Source organism: Curtobacterium sp. NPDC089689 (assembly GCF_044749145.1).
Taxonomy (GTDB): domain Bacteria; phylum Actinomycetota; class Actinomycetes; order Actinomycetales; family Microbacteriaceae; genus Curtobacterium.
Genome location: NZ_JBIVHJ010000006.1, coordinates 56,852 through 79,537 on the forward strand (window position 1 = coordinate 56,852; position 22,686 = coordinate 79,537).

General features: G+C 70.8%; 25 protein-coding genes. 16 read left to right on the forward strand and 9 right to left on the reverse strand.

Annotated elements, in window-relative coordinates; translation table 11 throughout:
* Positions 1 to 144 precede the first annotated feature (144 nt).
* Positions 145 to 717, forward strand: a complete 573-nt coding sequence (locus tag ACIPYW_RS16805) for a DUF2510 domain-containing protein (protein ID WP_400415569.1) — start codon at positions 145 to 147, stop codon at positions 715 to 717.
* A 276-nt stretch (positions 718 to 993) separates the two neighbouring features.
* Here ACIPYW_RS16805 and ACIPYW_RS16810 read toward each other — a convergent pair whose 3' ends face one another.
* The 3 genes from ACIPYW_RS16810 to ACIPYW_RS16820 all read right to left on the reverse strand — a co-directional run bounded on the left by ACIPYW_RS16810 (position 994) and on the right by ACIPYW_RS16820 (position 3,943).
* Complete coding sequence (locus tag ACIPYW_RS16810; RefSeq protein ID WP_400415571.1) at positions 994 to 1,353, reverse strand: putative immunity protein; 360 nt, start codon at positions 1,351 to 1,353, stop codon at positions 994 to 996.
* Positions 1,354 to 1,415: 62 nt separating this feature from the next.
* Entirely contained in the window at positions 1,416 to 2,888 is a 1,473-nt protein-coding gene (locus tag ACIPYW_RS16815) for a GH32 C-terminal domain-containing protein (protein ID WP_400415573.1), read from the reverse strand.
* Positions 2,885 to 3,943, reverse strand: coding sequence for a LacI family DNA-binding transcriptional regulator (locus tag ACIPYW_RS16820; RefSeq protein WP_400415575.1), 1,059 nt, complete (start codon positions 3,941 to 3,943; stop codon positions 2,885 to 2,887). Before ACIPYW_RS16820 ends, ACIPYW_RS16815 begins: the two co-directional genes overlap by 4 nt.
* A gap of 135 nt (positions 3,944 to 4,078) precedes the next feature.
* On the opposite strand from ACIPYW_RS16820, the gene ACIPYW_RS16825 reads away from it, so the two are divergent.
* The 7 genes from ACIPYW_RS16825 to ACIPYW_RS16855 are packed head-to-tail and all read left to right on the forward strand — an operon-like array spanning position 4,079 to position 10,274.
* Positions 4,079 to 5,485 carry an ABC transporter substrate-binding protein gene (locus ACIPYW_RS16825; protein WP_400415578.1) on the forward strand — a complete coding sequence of 469 codons (1,407 nt, stop codon included), beginning with the start codon at positions 4,079 to 4,081 and terminating at the stop codon, positions 5,483 to 5,485.
* Positions 5,485 to 6,432, forward strand: a complete 948-nt coding sequence (locus tag ACIPYW_RS16830) for a carbohydrate ABC transporter permease (RefSeq protein WP_290133865.1) — start codon at positions 5,485 to 5,487, stop codon at positions 6,430 to 6,432. The genes ACIPYW_RS16825 and ACIPYW_RS16830 overlap by 1 nt, the downstream gene beginning before the upstream one ends.
* Positions 6,429 to 7,337 (forward strand): carbohydrate ABC transporter permease, encoded by a 909-nt coding sequence (locus ACIPYW_RS16835; protein WP_290133866.1) that lies wholly within the window; start codon positions 6,429 to 6,431, stop codon positions 7,335 to 7,337. The genes ACIPYW_RS16830 and ACIPYW_RS16835 overlap by 4 nt, the downstream gene beginning before the upstream one ends.
* Positions 7,334 to 8,791, forward strand: a complete 1,458-nt coding sequence (locus tag ACIPYW_RS16840) for a glycoside hydrolase family 32 protein (protein WP_400415580.1) — start codon at positions 7,334 to 7,336, stop codon at positions 8,789 to 8,791. The genes ACIPYW_RS16835 and ACIPYW_RS16840 overlap by 4 nt, the downstream gene beginning before the upstream one ends.
* The gene (locus ACIPYW_RS16845) at positions 8,791 to 9,726 is read left to right on the forward strand and encodes a carbohydrate kinase (RefSeq protein WP_400415583.1); all 936 of its coding nucleotides are present in this window, start codon (positions 8,791 to 8,793) and stop codon (positions 9,724 to 9,726) included. The genes ACIPYW_RS16840 and ACIPYW_RS16845 overlap by 1 nt, the downstream gene beginning before the upstream one ends.
* Before the next feature lie 37 nt (positions 9,727 to 9,763).
* Complete coding sequence (locus ACIPYW_RS16850) at positions 9,764 to 9,949, forward strand: twin-arginine translocase TatA/TatE family subunit (RefSeq protein ID WP_400415586.1); 186 nt, start codon at positions 9,764 to 9,766, stop codon at positions 9,947 to 9,949.
* Positions 9,942 to 10,274: a hypothetical protein gene (locus ACIPYW_RS16855; protein ID WP_400415588.1), complete on the forward strand. Its 333-nt coding sequence runs from the start codon at positions 9,942 to 9,944 to the stop codon at positions 10,272 to 10,274. The genes ACIPYW_RS16850 and ACIPYW_RS16855 overlap by 8 nt, the downstream gene beginning before the upstream one ends.
* 131 nt (positions 10,275 to 10,405) lie before the next feature.
* Here ACIPYW_RS16855 and ACIPYW_RS16860 read toward each other — a convergent pair whose 3' ends face one another.
* The gene (locus tag ACIPYW_RS16860; RefSeq protein WP_400415590.1) at positions 10,406 to 10,921 is read right to left on the reverse strand and encodes a GNAT family N-acetyltransferase; all 516 of its coding nucleotides are present in this window, start codon (positions 10,919 to 10,921) and stop codon (positions 10,406 to 10,408) included.
* Between the two features lie 142 nt (positions 10,922 to 11,063).
* On the opposite strand from ACIPYW_RS16860, the gene ACIPYW_RS16865 reads away from it, so the two are divergent.
* The 6 genes from ACIPYW_RS16865 to ACIPYW_RS16890 all read left to right on the forward strand — a co-directional run bounded on the left by ACIPYW_RS16865 (position 11,064) and on the right by ACIPYW_RS16890 (position 18,798).
* On the forward strand, positions 11,064 to 12,950 hold the full coding sequence (locus tag ACIPYW_RS16865) for an arabinofuranosidase catalytic domain-containing protein (protein WP_400415592.1): 1,887 nt from the start codon (positions 11,064 to 11,066) through the stop codon (positions 12,948 to 12,950).
* A gap of 158 nt (positions 12,951 to 13,108) precedes the next feature.
* The gene (locus tag ACIPYW_RS16870) at positions 13,109 to 14,185 is read left to right on the forward strand and encodes a LacI family DNA-binding transcriptional regulator (protein WP_400415594.1); all 1,077 of its coding nucleotides are present in this window, start codon (positions 13,109 to 13,111) and stop codon (positions 14,183 to 14,185) included.
* Positions 14,186 to 14,278: 93 nt separating this feature from the next.
* Entirely contained in the window at positions 14,279 to 15,541 is a 1,263-nt protein-coding gene (locus ACIPYW_RS16875) for an extracellular solute-binding protein (protein ID WP_400415596.1), read from the forward strand.
* A 125-nt stretch (positions 15,542 to 15,666) separates the two neighbouring features.
* On the forward strand, positions 15,667 to 16,500 hold the full coding sequence (locus ACIPYW_RS16880; protein WP_400415599.1) for a carbohydrate ABC transporter permease: 834 nt from the start codon (positions 15,667 to 15,669) through the stop codon (positions 16,498 to 16,500).
* Positions 16,490 to 17,410, forward strand: a complete 921-nt coding sequence (locus ACIPYW_RS16885; protein ID WP_400415602.1) for a carbohydrate ABC transporter permease — start codon at positions 16,490 to 16,492, stop codon at positions 17,408 to 17,410. The genes ACIPYW_RS16880 and ACIPYW_RS16885 overlap by 11 nt, the downstream gene beginning before the upstream one ends.
* Complete coding sequence (locus ACIPYW_RS16890; protein WP_400415604.1) at positions 17,407 to 18,798, forward strand: family 1 glycosylhydrolase; 1,392 nt, start codon at positions 17,407 to 17,409, stop codon at positions 18,796 to 18,798. The genes ACIPYW_RS16885 and ACIPYW_RS16890 overlap by 4 nt, the downstream gene beginning before the upstream one ends.
* Positions 18,799 to 18,837: 39 nt before the next feature.
* Here ACIPYW_RS16890 and ACIPYW_RS16895 read toward each other — a convergent pair whose 3' ends face one another.
* The 5 genes from ACIPYW_RS16895 to ACIPYW_RS16915 all read right to left on the reverse strand — a co-directional run bounded on the left by ACIPYW_RS16895 (position 18,838) and on the right by ACIPYW_RS16915 (position 21,580).
* Positions 18,838 to 19,368, reverse strand: coding sequence for a GNAT family N-acetyltransferase (locus ACIPYW_RS16895; RefSeq protein WP_400415607.1), 531 nt, complete (start codon positions 19,366 to 19,368; stop codon positions 18,838 to 18,840).
* A gap of 9 nt (positions 19,369 to 19,377) precedes the next feature.
* Positions 19,378 to 19,890, reverse strand: a complete 513-nt coding sequence (locus tag ACIPYW_RS16900; protein WP_400415625.1) for an RNA polymerase sigma factor — start codon at positions 19,888 to 19,890, stop codon at positions 19,378 to 19,380.
* Positions 19,891 to 20,065: 175 nt separating this feature from the next.
* The gene (locus ACIPYW_RS16905) at positions 20,066 to 20,416 is read right to left on the reverse strand and encodes a hypothetical protein (RefSeq protein WP_400415609.1); all 351 of its coding nucleotides are present in this window, start codon (positions 20,414 to 20,416) and stop codon (positions 20,066 to 20,068) included.
* Between the two features lie 10 nt (positions 20,417 to 20,426).
* Positions 20,427 to 21,026, reverse strand: coding sequence for a hypothetical protein (locus ACIPYW_RS16910; protein WP_400415611.1), 600 nt, complete (start codon positions 21,024 to 21,026; stop codon positions 20,427 to 20,429).
* Positions 21,023 to 21,580 carry an RNA polymerase sigma factor gene (locus tag ACIPYW_RS16915; RefSeq protein WP_400415613.1) on the reverse strand — a complete coding sequence of 186 codons (558 nt, stop codon included), beginning with the start codon at positions 21,578 to 21,580 and terminating at the stop codon, positions 21,023 to 21,025. The genes ACIPYW_RS16910 and ACIPYW_RS16915 overlap by 4 nt, the downstream gene beginning before the upstream one ends.
* Before the next feature lie 139 nt (positions 21,581 to 21,719).
* Here ACIPYW_RS16915 and ACIPYW_RS16920 point away from each other — a divergent pair, with 139 nt between their 5' ends.
* On the forward strand, positions 21,720 to 21,953 hold the full coding sequence (locus ACIPYW_RS16920; RefSeq protein WP_400415615.1) for a hypothetical protein: 234 nt from the start codon (positions 21,720 to 21,722) through the stop codon (positions 21,951 to 21,953).
* A 290-nt stretch (positions 21,954 to 22,243) separates the two neighbouring features.
* A partial coding sequence (locus ACIPYW_RS16925) for an Asp23/Gls24 family envelope stress response protein (protein WP_400415618.1) occupies positions 22,244 to 22,686 on the forward strand: 443 nt, incomplete at its 3' end.

Consider the following 22,686-nt stretch of genomic DNA (forward strand, 5'->3'; position numbering starts at 1 on the left):
TGACCGGCGGCCGGGGCAGGCGGCCGTCGCCCTCGGCCACGAACCTGAAGCGATCGTCATGTCCCGATCGCACCCTCGAGCGCCCCGCTGCTCTACCGTCGGTCGCGGGGGCTCGTCGCTCCCGCCGACCCCCGAGGAGCACCGATGTCCACGACACCCCCTGGTTGGTACCCCGACCCCTCCGGGCAGCACGGCACCCGGTGGTGGGACGGCGTGCAGTGGACCGACCAGGTCGGGCCGCCGACCTCGCAGGTGCCGCGCCCGCGGGTCCCGGACCACGTGCCGACCGACACCGTGTGGGTGTGGATCATGGCGCTGCTGCCGATCGTCTCGTTGCCGGTCTCGCTCCTGTACCAGCCCGAGTTCCGCTACGAGGTCCTCCCGGGCGGCGTCCGGACCGTCGATCCGCGGTCGATCTACACCGCCGGGTACCTGCTCGTGCAGGGGTTCACCGTCCTGGTCTACGCCGCCACCGTCGTGCTCGCGTACTTCGACCACCGCGAGCTGAGGCGGCGCGGCGTGGTGCGTCCGTTCCCGTGGGGCTGGGCGTTCCTGCTGTCCCCGATCCTGTACCTGATCGGCCGGTACGTCGTCGTCCGCAAGGTCGCGCCCGGCCGACCCATGTGGCCGCTCTGGATCAACATCGCCCTGCTCGTCATCGGCCTGGTGATCGGCATCGCTCGGAGCGTCGCGATCTTCCAGCAGATGCTGCCCTAGCGGCCCCGGGAGCCGTCCCCGAAACGGGAAGAACCCCCGCGATGCGAACGCGCTGACGCGACCAGGTCCGGACTGGAGGCACCGTTCGGGCCCGCACCGCGCCTCCACTCCGTCAGGTGGTCCGGATCGCGGCTGGAGCCGCTCGATGTGCGCTCCGAGCGCTCCGGATGCCAGCAGGCCGGGCCCGAGTGGGCCGGACGTGTCCTCGCCGAGGAGCGGCAGGCGTCGCAGTGCCGCGCGGACCGGCTCGCCCGCGTGCGCGAGCTGCCAGCCTCGTCACCGCCTGCGCCGGGGGGGCGCGAGTTCCGGGGCGCGCGCTGCGTACGCAGCCGCCCCGAGCGCGTGCGCACCCAAGTGGGCGACCCCCGACGCCTGTCCTGCAGCGCGTGCCGCTGCCCGTCCGACGTCCGAGCTCGCGGCGTGCGCGGCGGGACCGGCGACGAACCGATCGCGGATCTGGCCAGCGGTGTCCAGCTCGCCGGCGGCGAAGCGGCGCGCCCGATCGATCCCGTCGCGCGGCCGGCCGTCGTCCGGCACCTCGGCCTCGAAGAGCGCGAGCACGCGCTCCGCGCAGTCCGCAGCCCAGGCCGCGACGAGCCGTCGGTCCGGCTCGTCGAGGGCCTGGGGTGACGTCATGCGCGGGATGCCAGCGGACGGCCGGGAGGCGCGGCGCCGACCCGCGCCGCGCCTCCCGGTCGTCAGCGGGTCGCGACGGTCGCCCGCCGCAGCATGAAGCCACCGTCCTGCGCGAAGAGGCCCAGCCGACCGGACGGGCGGTCGTAGAGCCGCGTGCTCAGCGCGACGGATCCGTCCACGACCACCACGCAGATATCGCCGTCCAGGTGCACGACGATCCGGTGCGGGCCGGGGTCGAGCGACACCTGACGCTCGAGCTCGACGGCGTGCGGCACGTCGCCGAGGATCTGCCACTGCTCGCCGCCCGTGGAGCCGCGCGGCCAACGGTCGAGCACCATCAGGCGGCGGTCGGGCTCGAGGCGGAGCGCGTAGCTCTCCTCGGTGTCGTCGCTCGTGCGGAGCAGCACGCCGAACGCGCGGGTGTCGGCGTCGACGTCGAGGTCGATCGAAACGAGTGCCTCGGTCGGCAGCTCGGGCCCGACCCAGGCCGCGTAACGGGTCTGTGCGTCGTGGCCGACCGATCCGGACGCTCCGTTCGTCGGGCCGAAGGCGTCCGTGACGTCGACCTCGTCCGCGTACGCTCGCCGCAGCCGCTCGGGGAGGTCGAACCGCAGTGAGCCGTCCGGTCGCTGGTGCGCCTGGAGCGTCGCCATGGTGCCCGCCCACTGCCAGGCGCCGGCGTCACGCTCACCCTCCTTCGTGGCGATCCACCCGACGAAGAAGCGGTCGTCGCCGAGGGCGACCGTCTTCGCCGCGTAGAACGCACGCCCGTCGACGGTGTCGTCGGCCGGCGCGAGCCACGGGCCGTCGGGTGAGGTCGCGACGCGGTACCGGGTGCAGAACGCGTCGGAGAACTCGGAGTACACGAGGTACCACCAGTCGCCCCACCGGAACACGTCGGGGCACTCGTGGGCGATGAACCGGTGCGGTGCCCAGAGCGGTTCGGCGTCCCGCCACGTCACGAGGTCGTCGGACTCGAGCCGTGCGACGAGGCCCGAGCGACGGTACGGCTCGTCCGGACGCCGGGTCGCGATGAGCATCTGCCACGGGCCGTCGGCGGACGGGCGGTGGACGAACGGGTCGCGCCAGTCCTCCGGGGCGTAGCCGGGCAGGGCGAGCAGGTCCCACTCGGGGTGCTTCGTCCAGGAGGTCGGGTCACCGTCCGAGGTGGCGTGGCAGACCACCTGCACGTCCTTGCGTCCGAGTTCGGTCTCGACCGTGACGTGCGGGTTGTGGCCGGTCGAGAAGAGGTGGAGTCCGCCGTCGTCCCCGCGGACGACACTGCCCGTGTAGCAGTCGTGGTCGCTGGCGTCCGGACCGCCGGAGGGCAGCACGACGCCGTGGTCCTCGAAGGTGACGAAGTCGGTCGTCGTCACGGCAGCCCACGGCATGCCCGCGACCCGCTCGAGCGGGGGAGCGTCAGGTCGTTCGTCGAGCAGGTAGTACAGCCATACGGTGCCGTCGAGCTCGACCGGGATGACGTCCCCGACGAAGCCGTCCGCCGGCCGGTGGTGGGTGCTCGGGTGCGTGGTCACTCGGTGTCCTCGGGGGTCGGTGGCGTGCGCGGGGCGGCGAGGGAGTTGCGTGGCACGTACTCGCACGGCACGAGGTGTCGGCCTGGCTGCTGCCGCTCTGCGAGCAGCAGGGTGCCGGCCTCGAACCCCATCTGCTGGTGGGGCAGCGCGACCGTCGTCAGCGGCGGGTGCATCTGGTCCGCGAGGTCTGGCTGGTCGTCGAAGCCGACGATGCTGATGTCCTCCGGGCATCGCAGACCGAGCGACTGCGCGGCCATCAGCGCGCCGACGGCCATCCGGTCGTTGCCGCAGACGATCGCCGTCGGAGGGTCCTCGGTGAGGATCGCCGTCGCGAGGTCGTGTCCGGAGCCGACCTGGTAGTTCCCGAACCGGACGGGCACGTCGTCCAGCGCGATGCCCGCCGCGGTGGCGGCGTCGTCGAACCCGCGCTTGCGTTCCCGGCAGGCGTAGTCCTGCTCGGGTCCGCCGAGGAACGCGACCCGGGTGTGCCCGGCGGCGAACACGGCTGCGGCCACGTCGAGGCCACCCTGGTACTCGTCCGCGAGCACGGTCACCGCCGGGGCGTCGCCGGGTGGGTAGCAGTTGACGAACACGGTCGGCACGTCGTCCGCGCCCGCGACCGGTGCGACGTCCTCGGGGCCGGGGGCCGCGTAGACGAGCCCGGCGACACCCTGCTGCACGAGGTTCGCCACAGCTGCCTTCCCGCCGTCGGAGGTCTGCGCCGTCTCGACCACGAAGCAGACGTACCCGGCCTGTTGCACGGCCTGCTGCACGCCGAGCACGATGTGGCCGGCGTAGGGCTGCGAGACGAGGCGGTCCGCGATGACGCCCACCGTGTACGAGCGGTTCGAGCGGAGGGACTGCGCGGCGCGGTTCGGCTGGAAGTTCAGCTCCTTCGCGGCCTCCCACACGCGGGTGCGGGTCTCCTCGGCGACCGAGACGTCGCGACGGTCGTTCAGGACGAACGACACCGTCGGTTGCGACACCCCGGCGTGCCGCGCGACGTCCTTCATGGTGACGCGGTGCGGCTGCGCTGTCCGCTTTCGGCTCGCCATCGATCCTCCTTCGACGCCTCATCATTGCATGAGCAAATACGTATTGCCACCTCCCCGCCCAGTGTGTACAGTCACCCTGCAAATACGTATTGGTCCCGAACGGCGGGGCCACGATCGCTCAGAGAGGAGCGACCCATGGCGAACGGATTCAGCACCCCGATCGACCGGCGCACGCTGTTCAAGTTCGGTGGCGCGGGGCTCGCCCTGGCCGGCATCGGATCGCTGGCAGCCTGCTCGACCTCCGGCAGCGGCGCGACCGCATCCGGCACGGTCAAGATGCTCTACTTCGGTGAGCAGAGCGCCGCGACCGCACTGCAGAAGGCCATCGAGCCGAAGATCAAGCAGCTCGACAAGAAGGCGAGCCTGCAGGTCACGGCGATCAACGGGACCGACTGGAACGACTTCCTCGCGAAGGTCCTCACCCAGATCGCTTCGGGCGACGTCCCCGACATCGTCAGCGTCGCGACCGAGGGACAGCAGCTGCTGGCGTCGAAGAACCTGCTGACGCCGCTCGACGACCACGTCACGAAGAACCTGTCCGGGCTGAAGACGTACTTCGGCGGCATCCACCCGTCGCTCCTCGAGTCGACCATGTACGAGGGGCACCTCTACACGCTGCCGGACAGCTTCAACGCGGGCAGCATGTTCTACTCGACCTCCCTGTTCGAGAAGGCGGGCCTCGCGCGGCCGGAGTCGGACTGGACGATGGACCAGTTCCGGTCCTCCGCGGAGAGCATCGCGAAGGTCGGCGGCGGCACCTACGCCTTCGACTGGGTCGTGCGGCTCTGGGGCAGCTGGACCTCGTTCCTCTACGCGAACGACGGCAACCTGCTCGAGGAGGGGCGCTACTCCGGCGGTGACTGGCTCTGGAACAGCTCCGCCTTCGCCGACAACGCAGTCGGGGTCAGCGGGCGCAAGGGCGGCTGGAAGTGGGGCGACCCGACGGCCAACTCGGACGCCGCGGTCGAGGCGCTCGAGTACGTCATCGACCTGCAGAAGTCCGGCGCCTCGCCCTCACCCGACGTCGGCGGCGGGAGCACGCTGCAGGGCCTCTTCGCGTCCGGCCGCATCGGCATGACGATCGGCGGCGGGTTCTGGGCGGGCGGCCTGCACAACGCGGGCATGAAGGACGGCAGCTTCGACGTCGTCGAGTTCCCGACGTGGAAGAGCAACAAGTCGCTCTTCGGAGCCGGCGGCTACGGCATCTTCAACTCGTCGAAGCAGAAGGACCTCGCGTTCGAGGTGATCAAGCTCATGGTGCAGCCCGAGAGCTTCGACGCGCTGTGGCCGGGCAACGTCACCACCCCAGCGCAGAAGTCGCTGCTCACCGCCGACCGCTACAAGACGACCGGCCCCGAGCACTGGTCGGTGTTCTACGACCAGCTCGACAACTCCGTGCCGATCTCCGCGCCGCCGTACTACAACGCGCTCGCGACGGCGCTCAACCAGCGGACGACCCAGGCGATCTCGTCGGGCAACGCGAAGAAGGCGCTCGACGGCCTGCAGGCCGACATCGAGAAGGCCGCCTCGCAGGCGTCGTGATGACCGCTGCGACCGGAATCCGTTCCCGGCGGGCTGCCGAGGTCGCAGCCCGCCGGCCGGCGGCGCGACGCGTCCGCCGCCGCGAGGCCTCGTTCGGCTACGCGATGATCGGGTTGGCGGTGGTCTTCGTGGCCGTCTTCACGCTCATCCCGATCCTCGCCTCGCTCGGGCTCTCCTTCACGTCGTGGGACGTGATCACCAGCCCGAAGTTCGTCGGCCTCGACAACTACACGCGCCTCTTCACCGACGGGCCCGTGCTCGCGTCGTTCGGCGTGACGATCGTGCTCGCCATCGGGATCGTCGTGCTGCAGATCTCGCTCGGCATGCTGCTGGCGGTCCTGGCGAACAACCGGAAGCGCAACGCCACCCGGGTGTTCTTCCGGACGTCGTTCTACCTGCCGCTGCTCGCCTCGTCCGCCGCCGTGTCGATCTTCATGGGCTACATCTTCGACACGAAGTTCGGACTCATCAACTACTACCTCAACGCGATCGGTCTGCCCGGGGCGCACTGGCTCAACGACCCGTTCTGGGCCAAGGTGACGATCGTCCTCGTGGTGGTGTGGCAGCAGGTCGGATTCACGTTCGTCCTCTTCGTCGCCGCGCTCATGTCGGTCCCGGTGGACGTCCAGGAGGCCGCCGCGATCGACGGCGCCGGACCGTGGCGCACGCTCTTCCGGATCAAGATCCCGCTCATCAGCCCGACGATCCTGTTCGCGACGGTGATCGCGATGATCAACGCGATGCAACTGTTCGACCAGCCCTTCATCATGACGAAGGGCGGACCGGGCACCGCCACGACGACCGCCACCATCTCGCTGTACCAGGCCGGGTTCCAGAACCTGCAGTTCGGGTTCGCCTCGGCCATCGCGATCCTGCTGCTCGTCATCATCGGCGTCATCACCGGGATCCAGTTCATCGCCGCACGAAAGCTGGTGTTCTACCAATGACGACCACCGACGTCCTCAACCCGCTCCACGCTCCCGAGACCGTCGCGCAGCCGAGCGTCACCCACATCGTCCGGCGCCGGCGCCCTGTGGCGAAGCTCGGCAGCATCATCGGCCTGGTGATCCTGGTCATCGCCGCCGTGTTCGCCCTCGGCCCGCTGCTCTGGACGCTGACGACCTCGCTGCGCACACCGGCTGAGTCGTTCGAGAACCCGCCACAGTGGATCCCGCTGTCCTGGGACTTCAGCAACTACGCCGCCGTGTTCAACCAGATCCCGATCGGGCAGTTCTTCGTGAACAGCGTCATCGTGACGCTCCTCATCGTGGTCGGACAGACCATCACCTGCACGCTCTCCGGCTACGCGTTCGCGATGATCAGCTTCCCGGGGAAGAACACGATCTTCGGGATCTTCCTCGCGACGATGATGGTCCCGATCCAGACGATCATCATCCCGGTGTTCGTCATCCTCAAGGACATGGGGCTGACCGGTTCGATCGCGTCGCTCATCGTGCCCGCGCTCGGCAGCGCCTTCGGGACGTTCCTCATGCGGCAGTACTTCATGCAGATGCCGAAGGAGCTCGGGGAGGCCGCGCGCATCGACGGCGCGACGCAGTTCGGGGTGTTCTGGCACGTGTACTCGCGGATGGCCAGCCCGGCCGTCGCGACCCTCGCGATCCTGAACTTCTCGGGCTTCTGGGCGGAGTACTACCGACCGCTCATCTTCCTCAACCAGCAGGACACCTTCACGCTGCCGCTCGGACTCGTCGGGCTGCAGGGCAACCTCGGTACCGGTTCGATCTCCGTCGTGCTCGCCGGCGTCGTGCTCACGATGATCCCGAGCGTCCTGCTGTTCATCTTCGCCCAGCGGTACTTCATCGAGGGCGTCACGGCGGGGTCGTCCCGATGACCACGACCCCCGACGCCCTCGCCCACGGGAGCGACCGCCGCCCCCACGCCGGACCACACCAGGAAGCAGCCGCCGTGCACGCCGCACCCGACCACCACCTGCCGCAGTTCCACCTCCGCATGCCGCGCGGGTACCTCAACGACCCGAACGGTCCGATCGACATCGGCGGCCAGGCACACCTGTACTTCCAGTCTCGGCCGCGCGTCGACCTCGACGTGCCGGTCGAGTGGGGGCACGCGACGAGCGACGACCTCGTGCACTGGACCCTCCACCGCCCGGCAATCGTCCCGGTCCCCGGCGGAGCGGACTCCGGGGGAGCGTGGTCGGGCAACACGGTCCTCCACGGCGGCGTCGTCCGTGCCTACTACTCGGGCAAGGTCGACCACAGCCCGTTCCAGTCGGTGCTGCTCGCGGAGTCGACGGACGGCGGCGCGACCTTCGGTGCGCCGGTGCAGGTCGTCGCCGACCCGACGGAGGACGAGGCGATCACGATGTTCCGCGACCCGTTCGTCTGGTCCGACGGCGACGGCTGGTCGATGGCGGTCGGAGCGGCCTCCGCGGAACAGGTGGCGTCCGTGCGGCACTACCGCTCCGCGGACGGCGTGCACTGGACGCACGAGGGTGACCTGCTCGCCATGCCCCGCGCCACGGTCGACGGCATCGACACGGGTGAGGGGTGGGAGTGCCCGCAGGTGATCTCCGTCGACGGCACGGACGTGGTCGTCGTCGCGTCCTGGTCACACGGGGCCGGGCCCGCCGACGTGATCGCGATCCCGCTCTCCGGCGCTCCCCGTCCGCACCGCGTCGACGACGGTCAGCACTTCTACGCCGCGTCCGTCATGCGCGCCGGGTCCTGGGGGCCGGTGTTGTTCGGCTGGGTCACCGAGGGCAGGACGGAGGACTGGACCCGGCAGGCCGGCTGGTCCGGGGCGATCTCGCTGCCGCGTCGGACCTGGGTCGCCGACGGCCGGCTCGCGACCGCGCCGCACGACGCCGTCGACGCCCTCCGCCGCGGGGGAGCCCTCCCCGCGCACGGGGCGACGATCGACGCACAGGCCGAGATCGTGCTCCCGACGCCGGTCGACGGGTGCATCCGCATCCGGTTCGGCGTGGACGAGTACCTCGACCTCGTGGTGGACACCGCGGCGGACACGCTCACGGTCGACCGTTCCCGTGCCAGCGCGGACCGCCGCGCCGACCCGAGCTCCGCGGTGGTCCGTGCGCCGTTCGACGCAGGAGCGGACCTCCCGGCGGTCCGGGTCCTGCTCGACGGCTCCGTGGTCGAGGTGTTCACGAGCGCCGGACGTTCGGTGACGACGCGGGTGTACCCGCTGCAGGCGCCACCGTGGTCGGTCGAGGCGCCGGCGGGCACGTCGTACTGGGCGCTCGGGAGGACCGTCGCTCCCGAGACGATCCCGGCAGCGTCCGTCCCGGCCGGGACCACGACAGCCTGATGTCCGCGGCCACCGTCACCGTCGCCGGGGAAGCGCTCGTCGACGTCGTCCACGGCGAGACGGTCCGCGAGGTCCCCGGCGGGAGCCCCGCGAACGTGGCGCTCGGGCTCGCCCGCCTCGGGTGCGACGTCGACTTCGCGACCCGGCTCGGGGACGACGAGCGCGGTCACCGCGTCGCAGACCACCTCCGGGCCTCGGGCGTCCGGCTCACCCCGGGGTCGCTCGGGGCCGGACGGACGTCCTCGGCCACGGTGCGGCTCGGCGCCGACGGTCAGCCGCGGTACGTGTTCGACATCGTATGGGACCTGCCGGAGGTCGTCGGGACGCCCACGTGGTTGCACGTCGGGTCGATCGCGGCGTTCCTCGAGCCCGGGGCTGACCGGGTGGTGGATGCGGCACGTCGTACCGCGGTCGCCGGGGGCTCGGTCTCCTTCGACCCGAACATCCGTCCCGCGCTCCTCGGCCCACGCGACGAGGCGCTGGCCCGGGTCGAGGAACTCTCCGCGCTCGCCGCGGTGGTGAAGCTCTCCGACGAGGACGCCGCCTGGCTCTGGCCCGGTGCCGCCGACCCCGACGCCGTCCTCGACCGTGTCCTCGGGTTCGGCGCCGGACTCGCGGTCCTCACCACCGGGGCAGCGGGCTCGGTGCTCGCCACCGCGACGCACCGGGTGCACGTCCCGGCGGCGTCCACGACCGTCGTCGACACCGTCGGCGCCGGTGACACCTACTCCGCAGCGCTGGTCTGGCAACTGGCACGATCGCCGCGCGCAGCGGCCGACGCGCATCCGGACGCTCGGGCGCGCCTCGATGACCTCGACGACGCGGCACTGAGAGGACTCGGCAGGACCTGTTCGCGTGCCGCGGCGATCACCGTCGGTCGGCGCGGTGCGGACCTGCCCACCGCCGACGACCTGACGACGGCTCCGTCCGCCTGACCGGAGCCCACCCGAACCACCAACGGAAGGACCCACCATGATCGGCAACCTCACCGGCGCACACCTGCTCATCGTGCTCGCCATCGTCGTCCTGCTCTTCGGCGCGACGAAGCTCCCCGCGCTCGCGAAGGGCCTCGGGCAGTCGCTCACCGTCTTCCGCAAGGAGGTCCGGGCCAGCGACGACGCCAGCCCGGACGTCCCGCCCGCGGCGCCCCGTGACTGACACGGCCGTGGACGTCGACAAGATCGTCGTCATCCTGGTCATCGCCGCGTTCTGCCTCGGCCCGCAGCGACTCGTCGGGTACTCCCGGCAGCTCGCGGTGGTCGTCCGCCGGGTCCGTGACTGGGCCGACACGACGAAGGCGGAGATCGAGCAGGAGACCGGCGTCGACATCGACTGGTCCGACCTCGACCCACGTCGGTACGACCCGCGGCGGATCATCCGGGACGCCCTGACGGAGCCGCTGGACGCGCGTCGGTCCGAGTCGTCGGCCGAGTCGCCGACGGCCGGGGTCCGCCCCGCACCGGGCGAGGCGCCCGGTCGCTGAGACGCGACCACCCACCGGACGGGAGGCCCGTGGCGACGCCGCCACGGGCCTCCCGTCCGCCTGGACCCGTGTCCGCCTTGAACCGGGCCGCGTGGCATCACGGCCGCCGGGACGGAGCGCTCGGACGCCGATCAGTGCAGATGCAGTCGGAGCAGGATCGAGTCGCCGTGCACCGGGTCGACCTCGCGGTCGCCGGTGTCGACGAAGCCGAGCTTGTCGAGCACACGCAGCGACGCGGTGTTCCACTCTCGGACCGTCGAGGCGAGGTGCGCGTACCCGATCGATGCCGCACGGTCGACGACCGCCCGCGCCGCCTCGGTCGCGTAGCCCCGTCCCCGGTGCTCCGGGAGGAACTCGTACGCCAGCTCGGGCTCGGCCGGGACCCCGACGCTGTTCGGCACGAGTCCGCAGTACCCGAGCGGTGTCGCGGTACCGATCGCCTCGACGACGAGCAGCCCGGGAGCAGGCGCGTGCTCGTACACCCGGAGTCGTTCCTCGAGCTCCGCGACGGTGGGGCGCCCGTCCGCGGAGATGCGTCGATGTGCAGGAACCCGGGGGTCGCGCTCCTCCCAGAGCTGCCGGTGGAAGTGTGCGTCTCCGACCGTCCACGGGCGCAGCAGGAGCCGGTCCGTCCGCAGTCCATCCACACGCTCAGTGTCCTGCACCGGTTGCCCGCCGTCCGGAACCGGCGTAGCCTTGACGGTGGTTAATCGATTAAGCAGCGTCAACCGCTGCGAACCCGACGATCGACCGCCATCCCCAGCAACGACGCTCGGAAGGACCGCATCCATGCACATCGGGTCGACCTCGAGGTCACGGCGCACCGTCGCCGCCCTCCTCGGGGCTCTCGCTCTCGTCACCGGGAGCCTGTTCGCCGTCTCGGCAGGGACCGGCAGCGCTGCTGCCGCGACCGCCGGACCGTGCGACACCTACGCCAGCGCCGGCACCTCGTGTGTCGCCGCGTACAGCTCCACCCGGGCGCTGTACTCCTCGTACAACGGGCCGCTCTACCAGGTGCAGCGCGCCTCGGACGGGGCGACCACGAACATCGGACTCCTCGCCGCTGGTGGGTACGCGAACGCCGCGGCGCAGGACACGTTCTGCTCCGGCACGACGTGCACCATCCCGAAGATCTACGACCAGTCGTCGAACCACAACGACCTCACCGTCGCCCCGGCGGGTGATGCGGGTCCGGCGAACAACCCCGCGAACGCCACGGCGCTGCCGATCACGGTGGCCGGCCACAAGGCGTACGGCATCTTCATGCCGCAGCAGGTCGCCTACCGCATCTCGAGCACGCTCGCGAAGGGGACCGCGCGTGGTGCGAGCCCCGAGTCGATGTACGAGGTCGCGAGTGGCACCAACGTGAACCACGGGTGCTGTTCCGACTTCGGCAACGTCGAGACCCAGGAGAAGGACACCGGCAAGGGGCACATGGACGCCCTCAACCTCTCGATGCTCAACGGCACGGGCAGCGCCGGTCGCGGACCCTGGGTGCAGGCCGACCTGGAGAACGGCGTCTACGAGGGCAGGACGGCGATCAACACGGCGAACACAGGCAACAGCACGAAGTTCGTCACGGCGCTGCTCAAGAACGACGGTGTCGCGAACTTCGCACTGAAGGGCGGTGACGCGCAGGGCGGCTCGCTGTCGAAGTGGTACGAGGGGCCGCTGCCGACCGACAAGGACGGTGACGGGCAGGGCTACACGCCGATGAAGCTCGAGGGGTCGATCGTGCTCGGGGCCGGCGGGGACAACTCGAACCGCGGGACGCAGTCCTTCTTCGAGGGTGTCATGACGTCGGGGTACTCCTCCGACGCTGCGGACAACGCCGTGCAGGCGAACGTCGTCGCGCAGAACTACCAGGGCGTGTCCACCGGCGGGGGTCCGGGCTCGTTCATCACCGGACCGGGTGGCAAGTGCGTCGACGTGTCCGGGGACGACACCGGCGGCAACACCGCGGTCGTCCAGCTCTGGGACTGCCAGGCGCTCGCGGCCGACCAGCACTGGCTCGGGAACGTGTACGGCGCCCACACGCTGAGCACGCTCGGGCGGTGCCTCGACGTGAACGGCAACGGCACGGCGAACGGCACGCACGTCGAGCTGTACGACTGCAACGGTGTGGGCGGGCAGCAGTGGATCGTGCAGCCCGACGGGTCGATCAAGAACCCGCAGTCCGGCCGCTGCCTGGACGATCCGTCCGGCAACACCGCGAACGGCACGGCGCTGCAGCTCTACGACTGCAACGGGAACCAGGCGCAGAAGTTCGTGGCGTCGGTGCCGATCCGCACGATCGGCGACAAGTGCGTCGACGTCGCAGGCAACGACCTGCAGCAGAACGGCCAGCAGGTGCAGGTGTACGACTGCCAGACCCTGTTGACGGACGAGCAGACGTCCGACCAGCAGTGGGCCTACAACGCGTCCGACCACACGATCCGGACGCTCGGCCGGTGCCTCGACCTCGACGGCAACGCGACGGCGAACGGCACGCACCTGGAGCTGTACACGTGCAACGGTGTCGGCGGGCAGCAGTGGGTACCCCAGGCGAACGGCTCGGTGCTCAACCCGCAGTCCGGACGGTGCCTCGACGTGCCGTCCGGCAACACGGCGAACCAGACCCCGCTGCAGCTCTACGACTGCAACGGGCAGGCACCGCAGGTGTTCCGGTTCAATTGATCGAGGACTGTCCACAGGACGGACGGGAGGCCCGTGGCGACGCCGCCACGGGCCTCCCGTCCGTCTCGGGCGCCGGGTTCGACGAAAGGCTTGCTGAATCGATCAAGCAGATGCATGATGGTCGCAGTTAATCGATAAAGCGACGCGAGGAGGCGCCCGTGCCGAAGTCCGTGACCCTCAAGGACGTGGCCGCCAAGGTCGGCGTGACCTCGGCCGCGGCGAGCATGGCACTGTCCGGCCACGAGCGCATCAGCGAGAAGACCCGAGCCGCGGTCAAGCGGGCGGCCGACGAGCTCGGCTACGTCCCCAGCTCCGCCGGCCGCGCACTGCGCAGCCAGCGCGCCGACGCCGTCGCCCTCATCGTCCCGAACTCGTCGACGCACGTCTTCGGCCACCTCTACTTCATGCACGTCCTCACCGGGATGTCGACCGCGGCGAACGCACACGACGCGCAGGTGATCGTCTCGACGAACGCCGACACGTCCACCGGCGGGGTCGCGTACGAGCGGGTCATGCGGTCCCGCACCGCCGACGGCGCCATCGTCACGAGTGCGGCGATCGACGACGACCACGTCCAGGCCCTCGTCGCGAGCGGGTTGCCCGTCGTCCTCGTCGGCAACTACCCGCACCTCGCACAGGCGGTGTCGGTCGGGATCGACGACGTCGCGGCCACCGAGCAGCTCGTCGATCACCTCGTCACCGTCCACGGGCGGCGTCGACTCCTCCACGTGACCGGAACGCTCGACCACCAGACCGGTATCGACCGGCGCGACGGCTTCCTCCGGGCGGCGGACCGGCTCGGCCTCGTCGACGTGTCCGTCGCCGAGGGGGACCTCTCCGAGGCCTCGGGCGCCGCCGCCGTCGAACAACTGCTCGCCGGTCTCCGGGACGAGGGCGAGCTGCCGGACGGCATCGTCTTCGCGAACGACGACATGGCGGTGGGTGGCCTGCGGGTCCTCCGCCGCGCCGGGGTCCGGGTACCCGAGGACGTCTCGGTCGTCGGCTTCGACGATTTCGGGCTCGCCCGCGTCACGACCCCGGGGATCACGACCATCCGCGTCCCCGCCGAGGAGATGGGCCGGATCGCGACCGAGCGTCTCTTCGGGCTCGTGGACGGTCCTCGCTCCGGCACCGATGGCGGCGACGGCAACGACCGGCACACCGAGCTGCCGGTCGAGGTCGTCCTCCGCGGATCCTGCGGTTGCGACGACGACACCGAGCACCCCACTCCCTGACCCTTCCCCGCTCTCCCTCACTTCCGTCCCGCGCACCGATCGACACCGAACACCCGTCCTGCGCACCCCCTGCAACGCAAAGGAGCGTTCACGATGAAGCACGCACGCACGACCCTCGCGGTCGTCTCCGGCGCCGCCGCCCTCGCCCTCGTCCTCACCGGCTGTTCCGCCGGCGGCGCGGCGAGCAGCGACGGCCCCGTCACCCTCAAGGTCTGGACCGGGTTCACCGGTGGCGACCGCCCCGGCTACGCCACGATCGTCAAGGAATTCGAGAAGTCCCACCCGAAGATCAAGGTCGACATGACCGTGCAGCCGTGGGACACGATCCAGCAGAAGCTCCCCTCGGCGTGGCTCACCGGCCAGGGCCCCGACGTGGCCGCGGTGTCGAGCGACCCGAACGCCGTCGCACAGTACGTGAAGACGAACTCGGTGCTGCCGATCACGATGACCGGCAGCGGCGACGGCAAGATCAACACCTCGGAGTTCGCACCCGGCACGGTGGAGGAGTTCACCTACGACGGCAAGCTCTACGGCGTCCCCGCCAACTTCGCGACGCTGAGCCTCTACTACAACAAGAAGCTCTTCGCCGACGCCGGCATCGCGAACCCGCCGACGACCGTGCAGGAGATGGCGGCCGACGCGAAGCAGCTGACGACCGGTGGCAAGTACGGGATCGCGCTCGCCGACAACCAGACCATCCAGATGTGGCCGGTGCTCCAGTGGCTCGAGGGCGGGGACATCGTCACGAGCAAGGGGTGCAGCGCCGTCCAGACGAAGGCCTCGCAGCAGGGTCTGGAGACCTGGGGCGACCTCGTCGCGAAGGACAAGGTCAGCCCGGTCGGTCTGACCGGCGCCGAGGCCGACTCGCTGTTCTCCGCCGGCAAGGCCGCCATGGAGATCAACGGACCGTGGGCAGCACCCGGGTACGAGTCGGCGGGCATCGACCTCGGCATCGTGAAGGTCCCGGTCGGTGTGGACGGCAAGTCGACGACCCTCGGCTCGATCGCTCCGCTGTCGATCTCCGCGAAGACCAAGTACCCGACGCAGGCCCAGGAGTTCCTCGCCTACTGGACGTCGAAGACCGCGCAGCAGAAGTTCTCGCTGCAGACCGGCTTCCCGCCGCTCCGCACCGACCTCTCCGACGACGCGGACCTCAAGGCCGACGCCACCGTCTCGGTGTTCGCGAGCCAGGTTCCCGACTCCCGTCTCTACCTGCCGCACGTCACGAACGCCACCAAGGTGGACTCCGACGCCTACGTCCCGATGATCGGCAAGATCACCCGCGGCACCTCCGTCGCCGACGCGACGAAGGAAGCGGCGCAGACCATCGACGGTCTGACCGGTTGCAGCCAGTGACCGACCAGCTCACCGGGTCGGCCCCGTCACGCAGCACGCGTGACGGGGCCCCCGCCTCCACCGCCGGCCGGGAGGCACGCCCCACCCGCCGCCGAACGCGCCGCTTCCAGCCCGCTTGGCTGTTCATGGCCCCGTCGCTGCTCATCCTCGGCGTGTTCGTCCTCTTCCCGATCCTGCGCTCGCTGTACTACTCGTTCTTCGACTGGACGGTGGGTGCCGTTTCGCAGCAGTTCGTCGGGTTCGGGAACTACGTCCAGCTCGCCCACGACCCGCAGTTCTGGAACGCCCTGCGGGTGACGCTCGAGTACACGGTCGTCTCCGTCGTGCTGCTCGTGGTGCTCGGGTTCGTCGCCGCACTGCTCCTGCAACGGGACACCCTGCTCAACCGGATCGTCCGCTCGGTGTTCTTCTTCCCGACGATCGTTTCGCTCGTCACCATCGGCCTCGTCTGGAAGTTCCTCCTCGACCCGGACATCGGCCTCGTCGGCGGGCTCACGGCGCTGTTCGGTCTGCCGAGCGTCGCCTGGCTGCAGTCGACCTCGCTCGCGCTGCCGACCGTCATCTTCGTGTCGGTCTGGAAGAGCATCGGCTTCGCGATGATCCTCTTCATCGCCGGGCTCAAGGGCGTGCCGGGGGAGCGGTACGAGGCCGCCGAGCTCGACGGTGCGAACCGCTGGCAGACCGTCTGGCGGATCACCCTGCCGAGCATCCGCCCGACGCTCCTGTTCACGTCGATGATCCTGACGATCCAGTCGTTCCAGGTCTTCGACCTCATCTACGTCATGACCGGCGGTGGCCCCGTGTTCGCGACGGACTCCCTCGTCAACCTGCTCTACCGGGATGGCTTCGTGAACTACCAGACCGGCTACGCCTCGGCGATCTCCTGGGTCCTCTTCGTCATCATCATGCTCATCTCACTCCTGCAGCTCCGACTCTTCCGGTACGACGATGTCGACTGACACCGCGACCCGGCGACCGTCCGTGGCGGAGCCGACCCGTGCCTCCCGGCCGTCTGCCGGCCACCGACCGGGGCGACACGGTCGCCGGAGCGGCCTCGTCGTCACCGGCTCCGTCCTGAAGTGGGTGTACCTCGGGATCGGACTCGTGTTCGCGCTCGTCCCCTTCGTCTGGATGGTGAGCGGGAGTTTCCGGTCCGAGGCAGACCTCTTCGGACACCCGGCATCGTTGTTCCCGACGAGCATCACGCTGCACGGTTACGAGGGCGTGTGGTCGCAGCTGCCGTTCCTGCGGTTGCTCCTCAACTCGCTCGTGTTCACGATCGTGACCACCCTGCTGACGCTGCTGTTCGACTCGATGTGCGCCTACGCCCTCGCCCGGATGCGGTTCGTCGGGCGGAACGTCGCGTTCGTGCTCGTCATCGCGACGCTCATGGTGCCGTTCCAGGTGACGCTCATCCCGGTGTTCGTCGAGCTGTTCCACCTCGGGTGGCTCAACACGTACCAGGGGCTCATCATCCCCAGGGCGACGAGTGCGTTCGGGATCTTCCTGTTCCGGCAGTTCTTCATCGACATCCCGCCGGAGCTCGACGAGGCGGCGCGCATCGACGGCGCCGGGCACTGGCGCATCTACTGGCAGGTGATCCTGCCGCTGGCGAAGCCCGCGATCGCGACCGTGGCCGTGCTCAACGGGATGGCGCTGTGGAACGACCTGCTCTGGCCGCTCGTCGTGAGCACCTCGAACGACATGCTGACGCTGCCCGCCGGGCTCACGCTGTTCGGCGGCGCGCACGTCACGGACCACGCGGTGCTGCTCGCCGGGGCCGTGATCTCCCTCCTGCCCATCGCCCTCGGGTTCTTCTTCGCGCAGAAGTACTTCGTCGCGGGCGTCGCCACCTCGGGACTGAAGTGACGCGCGGCACCCCGGGCGCCGGCCTGCCGGGGCAGGCGTTCGCGTCCGGGACGTTCACCTGGGCGCTCGGCATCGAGGACACGTGCGTCTACCCACCAGCCCGCTTCGCGATGGCGCCGCTCGACGAACACGTGCTCACCGGGCACGACGAGGCCTGGCGCGCTGACCTCGACACCGTGCGGGACCTCGGGGCGACGGCCCTCCGGTACGGCGTCGACTGGCCGAAGGTGCACCTCGGCCCCGGACGGTTCGACTGGTCCGTCCTCGACGAACGGCTGCCCCGTGCGGCGGACGGCGGTGTCACCGTCATCGCCGACCTCGTCCACTACGGCACACCCACCTGGCTCGACGACTCCTTCGCGGACCCGCGGTACCCGGATGCGATCGCCGAGTTCGCCGGAGCGTTCGCCGAGCGGTACGCGGGTGTCGTCGATCACGTCACCCCGCTCAACGAGCCGATCACGACCGCGTCGTTCGCGGGACTCCGCGGGGTCTGGCCACCGGGGCTGTCCGGGTGGACGGGATGGACGTGCGTGGTCCTCGCGATCGCCACCGGCATCCAGCGGAGCGTCCGGGCCGTCCGCGCCGCGAACCCTCGTGCGGTGGTCGTGCACGTCGAGGCGAGCACCCTCGTCGAGTCCGGCGACGGGGACGGGGCGACCCGTGCGGAGGCGGCGCTGCTCGAGGTGCTCGGAACCGTCCCGACCGACCTCGTGCTCGGCCGCGTCGTCCCCGGACACCCGGCGCACGGCTGGCTGCTCGAGCACGGCGCGACCGAGTCGGGGCTGCGCGAACTGGTCGACGGAGCCGTCGCGGTCGACCTGCTCGGCGTGAACTACTACCCCGACCTCACCCCTCGGCGTCTCATCGCGGGCGCCGGCGGCACGGTCCAGCACACGCACGACCGCTGGACCGACGGGCTCGCCGACGCGCTCGGCCGGTTCGCCGAGCGGTACCGGCTGCCGATGCTGGTCACCGAGACCTCGATCGAGGGCCCCGACGAGCTCCGGTCCGCCTGGGTCCGCGACGCCGCCGACACCGTGCGGGCGCTCGCCGCGTCCGGGACCGACGTCCGTGGGTTCACGTGGTGGCCGCTGTTCGACTTCGTGGACTGGTCGTACGCCGCAGGTGGGCGGAACGTCGAGGAGTTCGAGCTGCCCGATGCCGTCGTGGTCGACCGTGCCGCGAGCGACCGGAAGACCCCGTACCTGCGCCGGATGGGACTCGTCCGGCTCGAGGAGGACGAGGGCGGGGTGCTCCACCGCGTCCGGACCGCGGCCGCCGAGCGCTTCCGGGAGGCCGCCGTCGGGGCGACACCAGCGGAGTCGGCCGTCGTCGGCGTCGCCGGGACGGACGCCGTACGGACCGAGGGTCCTCGAGGGACCTGAACACGAGCGACCGACCGGACGGCCGGACGGTCCCGTCAGTCAGTCGAGCGGCAGGACCATCTCGATCGTGCGACCGTCCTCCGGTCGCACGTCCGCCCCGAGGAGGTGCAGGTCCCGTGCCCGCCCGGTGGGTCGGAACCCCCGACGATCGTAGAAGCGGCGTGCGGGTTCCGCGTGCTCGTACACGTACAGCCGGAGCACCGACGCGCGTCCGGAGGCCCATGCGAGGACGCCGTCGAGGAGCGCGTCGGCCACGCCGTGCGTCCGGCCGCGGAACCCGGGGGTGACGTACACCCCGGTGAGCACGGGCTCGGGGCCGTCGGCGTCCCCGGTCTGCGCGCTCATCATCCCGATCCACCGCCCGGTTCGGAGTTCCGTCGCGGCGAGGCTCGTGGCGTCGGGCGCGGTGCCCCGACGGGCGCGCATCCGCCAGTCGTCCTCGGTCATCGCACGGGTGGCGTCCGGCGTCGCTCCGTACGAGATCGCGTTGTCCGTGGCGTTCTCGATGCGGAGGGCACGGACGAGCGGCCAATCGTCCTCGCGGGTGGAGCGGATCGAGTACGACGGCATGCGTCGACGCTACCGCCAGCCGGCCAGCTCCTGCTCGAGCGTCCGCCGTGCCCGAGCGAGCATCCCACGGACGGTCGACACCGGCCGACCGAGGACCGCCGCGACCTCTCCGTAGGCCAGCCCGTCGAGGTGCCGGAGCTCCCAGCACCGACGCTGCAGGGCGGGCATCGACGCGAGCACGGCCCGGACCGCGTGCACGAGCGACGACCGTTCGCACACGTGGGTCGGCGTGGTGTCGTCGGGCGCGGGCACCGACTCGTCGAGTTCGTCGAGCGGGCGTCGGGCAGCGCGCCGGACTCGGTCGTACGCCCGACGGCGCGCAGTCGTCACGAGCCATCCGCAGATCGCGGTCGGGTCGTCGATCGTGTCGAGGTGGGTCCACGCGGCGAGGAAGGTCTCCTGCACCACGTCGTCGGCGTCCGCGGGGGAGTGCAGGATGCTCATCGCGGCGGCGTGCACGAGACGGGTGTGGCGGCGCACCATCGGTGCGAAGGTCGCCGGGTCGGCGACGGGGGCGGGCATGAGCACGGTGCGGTCCGATCCTCGGGTGGATGCGTGAGGATCATTCGGAGGGAGGTGCTCGGCGGGCAGGCTCGACGGATACCCCAGTCGACGGGGCAGAACGGGCAGGCCCCGCGGCGCCGGCCAGGTGACGGCCGGGAGGCGCGTGGCGGCGCCGCCCCGCGCCTCCCGGCCGTCAGGTGGTCGCGCCGGGCGTGACCGCGTCCTCGACCAGGCGGACGGTCACCGTGACGAGGTCGGCTCCGCCGTCGACCCGCTGGTCGACGAGATCGCGGACGCGTTCGCCGACGTCGCGGACCGTGTCCGGTGCGGGCCGGTCGCCCGAGACCGCGATGCCGGCGGCGATGCGCACGGTGGCGCCGTGTCGGTCGATGTCCACGAGCACGTCCGGCTCCCGGAGGGCGAGGGCGGTGGCGACGACCTCGGCCGCGGCGTGCACGATCGGTCGGGGCGGGTAGACCGCCACCACGCCGGGTACCTCGCGGATCGCGGAGGTGAGTTCGCTCGACAGCGCTGCATCGTCCACGGTGGGCTCCTCAGGGCAGGACGACGTCGTCGAAGCGGACGTCGATCGACTCGATCGTGAGTTCGGTGTGGCGGGCGAGTGCGGTGGCCACGGCGTCGCGGAGCCGGTCGGCGGTCGCCTCGGCGGGGGCGCCGTAGAGCAGGCCAGCGGTCACCGCGACCCGGACGGGCGACCCCGGCACGTCCACGTCGCCGTCGAGCTCGCAGCGTCCCATCACGACCTCGCGGAGGGCGTCGCCGGCACGCCGGACGACCCCGCGCACCGCGGCCTCGGTCATCGCGAGACGCAGACGCGGGTCGGGGTGCGCGATCGGGACGTCCCGTCCGGACCGGACCTCGGCGCGGATCGTGTCGAGCAGCCGGTCGATCCAGGCGGTCTCACGACCGGCTTCGTCCTCGGCACGGCGTTGCAGCGCGCCGAACGACAGCTCGCGGAGGCGCTGCATGTTCGCCAGGGCGAGCCGACACCCGGGCGAGGACTCGATGGACGCGGCACGGGGTTCGCGGCCGCGGTCGAGGTAGTCGGCGAGCTCCTCGATGGTGTGCCCGTCGAGGTCGTCGTCGGGGAGCGGGAGGTCGTCGTCGGGACTCGGGAGGTCGTGGTCGGTCATCGCCATCCCTCCATCTCGGCAGCGAGGAACCGTCGTGCTCGTGCGAGGAGTCCGCGGACGGTGGACGTGGACAGCTCGAGTTCGTCGGCGATCTGCTGGTAGCTGTACCCGGCGGTCTCGCGGAGGAGCCAGCAGCGGCGTTGGTCGGCCGGGAGCCGGTCGAGTGCCGTCAGCAGGGCGTCCAACTGCAGCCTCTTCTCGACGATACGCTCCGGGCTGCGTGCCGCGTCGGCAGGGGCCTCGACGTCGCCGAGCTCGTCGTGGTGCCGTCGGCGCCGGAGTCGGTCGAGCGCCTTCCTCGTGGTGATCTGCAGCATCCACGACCGGAAGCGCGCGGGGTCCTCGAGGTCGGACAGCTTGCGCCACCCCGTGAGGAAGGCCTCCTGCACGACGTCGTCCGACTCGATGGTCGAGCCGAGGACCTGCTCGGCGTACACGCGCATCAGGGCACCGTGCCGTCGGGCGAGCACCTCGAACGCGAGCACGTCACCGTCGGCCGCCCGGGCGACGAGTGTCGCGTCGGAACCGCGTCGGAGGGGATCGTCGTCGTTCATCCCCGCCTTCCGGTCCGTCGTGGCCCCGACCGGTCGATCGGAACTCCGAGCATGCACCACCGGACGACGACGTGCCCGGGAAGCCGCGACGACGACGGTTTCGTGACATCCGGCCCCGCGGTGACGTCTTCCTGGGGACATGCACGACGACGCCACACCCGAGGCCACCGAGCCGACCTCCGCCCACGACACCGCGCCGACCGCCGCCGCACTCGATCCGCAGGCTCCCGTCCGGGACCTCTGCATGAGCGTATTCGACCGGTGGCGCTGCGGCCGGGAGGACGGCCACGCGGGACCCCACTCCACCGGCGACGAGGCGCTGACCGCCTCGTGGAACGACACCGCGGCCGGACGCCGACTCCGCTGGCGCTGACCACCGCCGGCATCGGCCTCATTACCACCGGGGCAGCGTCGCCGCGCGTTCCCGACCGGGGTACACCGCGGATGCGCGCTTTCCGGTCACACCGCGTCACGGTGCGGCCGCTTTCCGAACGGTCGCTCTCCGCGGAAGCAGAACGGGGGACAAGAACGTGCTGGAACGGCCGTTGTCTGGGAAGTCGATGGAGGATCTCAGCCCGGCGTGACTTCCGTCTGGGGTGTCCCGTCTCCTCCGTGAACAGCAACCGCTGGGAACGCCCGGCGGGACGAACGGAAGGAATCGACATGGCTGACACCACGACCCCCAACACCCTCGCCGGCTCCCGCGCCGCAGGCACCCACGCCGCTGGCTCCAACCCCTCGGGCAAGACGGTCATCGACGACACCGTGGTCGAGAAGGTCGCCGGCATCGCGGCCCGCGAGGTCAACGGCGTGCACTCGCTCGGCAAGGGTGCTGCCCGTGCGATCGGTGCGATCCGCGACGCGATCGGCCAGCGCGACTTCGGCCAGGGCGTCAAGGTCGAGGTCGGCGAGAAGCAGGTCGCCGCTGACATCGTGATCGTCGCCGAGTACCCCGTCTCGCTGCAGCAGGTCGCCGACGGCGTGCGTTCGTCGGTCGCCCGCGCGCTGACCCAGATCGTCGGCATGGAGGTCGCCGAGGTCAACGTGACCGTCCAGGACGTCTACATCCCGGGCGACGACGACAACGACGACGAGAAGAAGGAGTC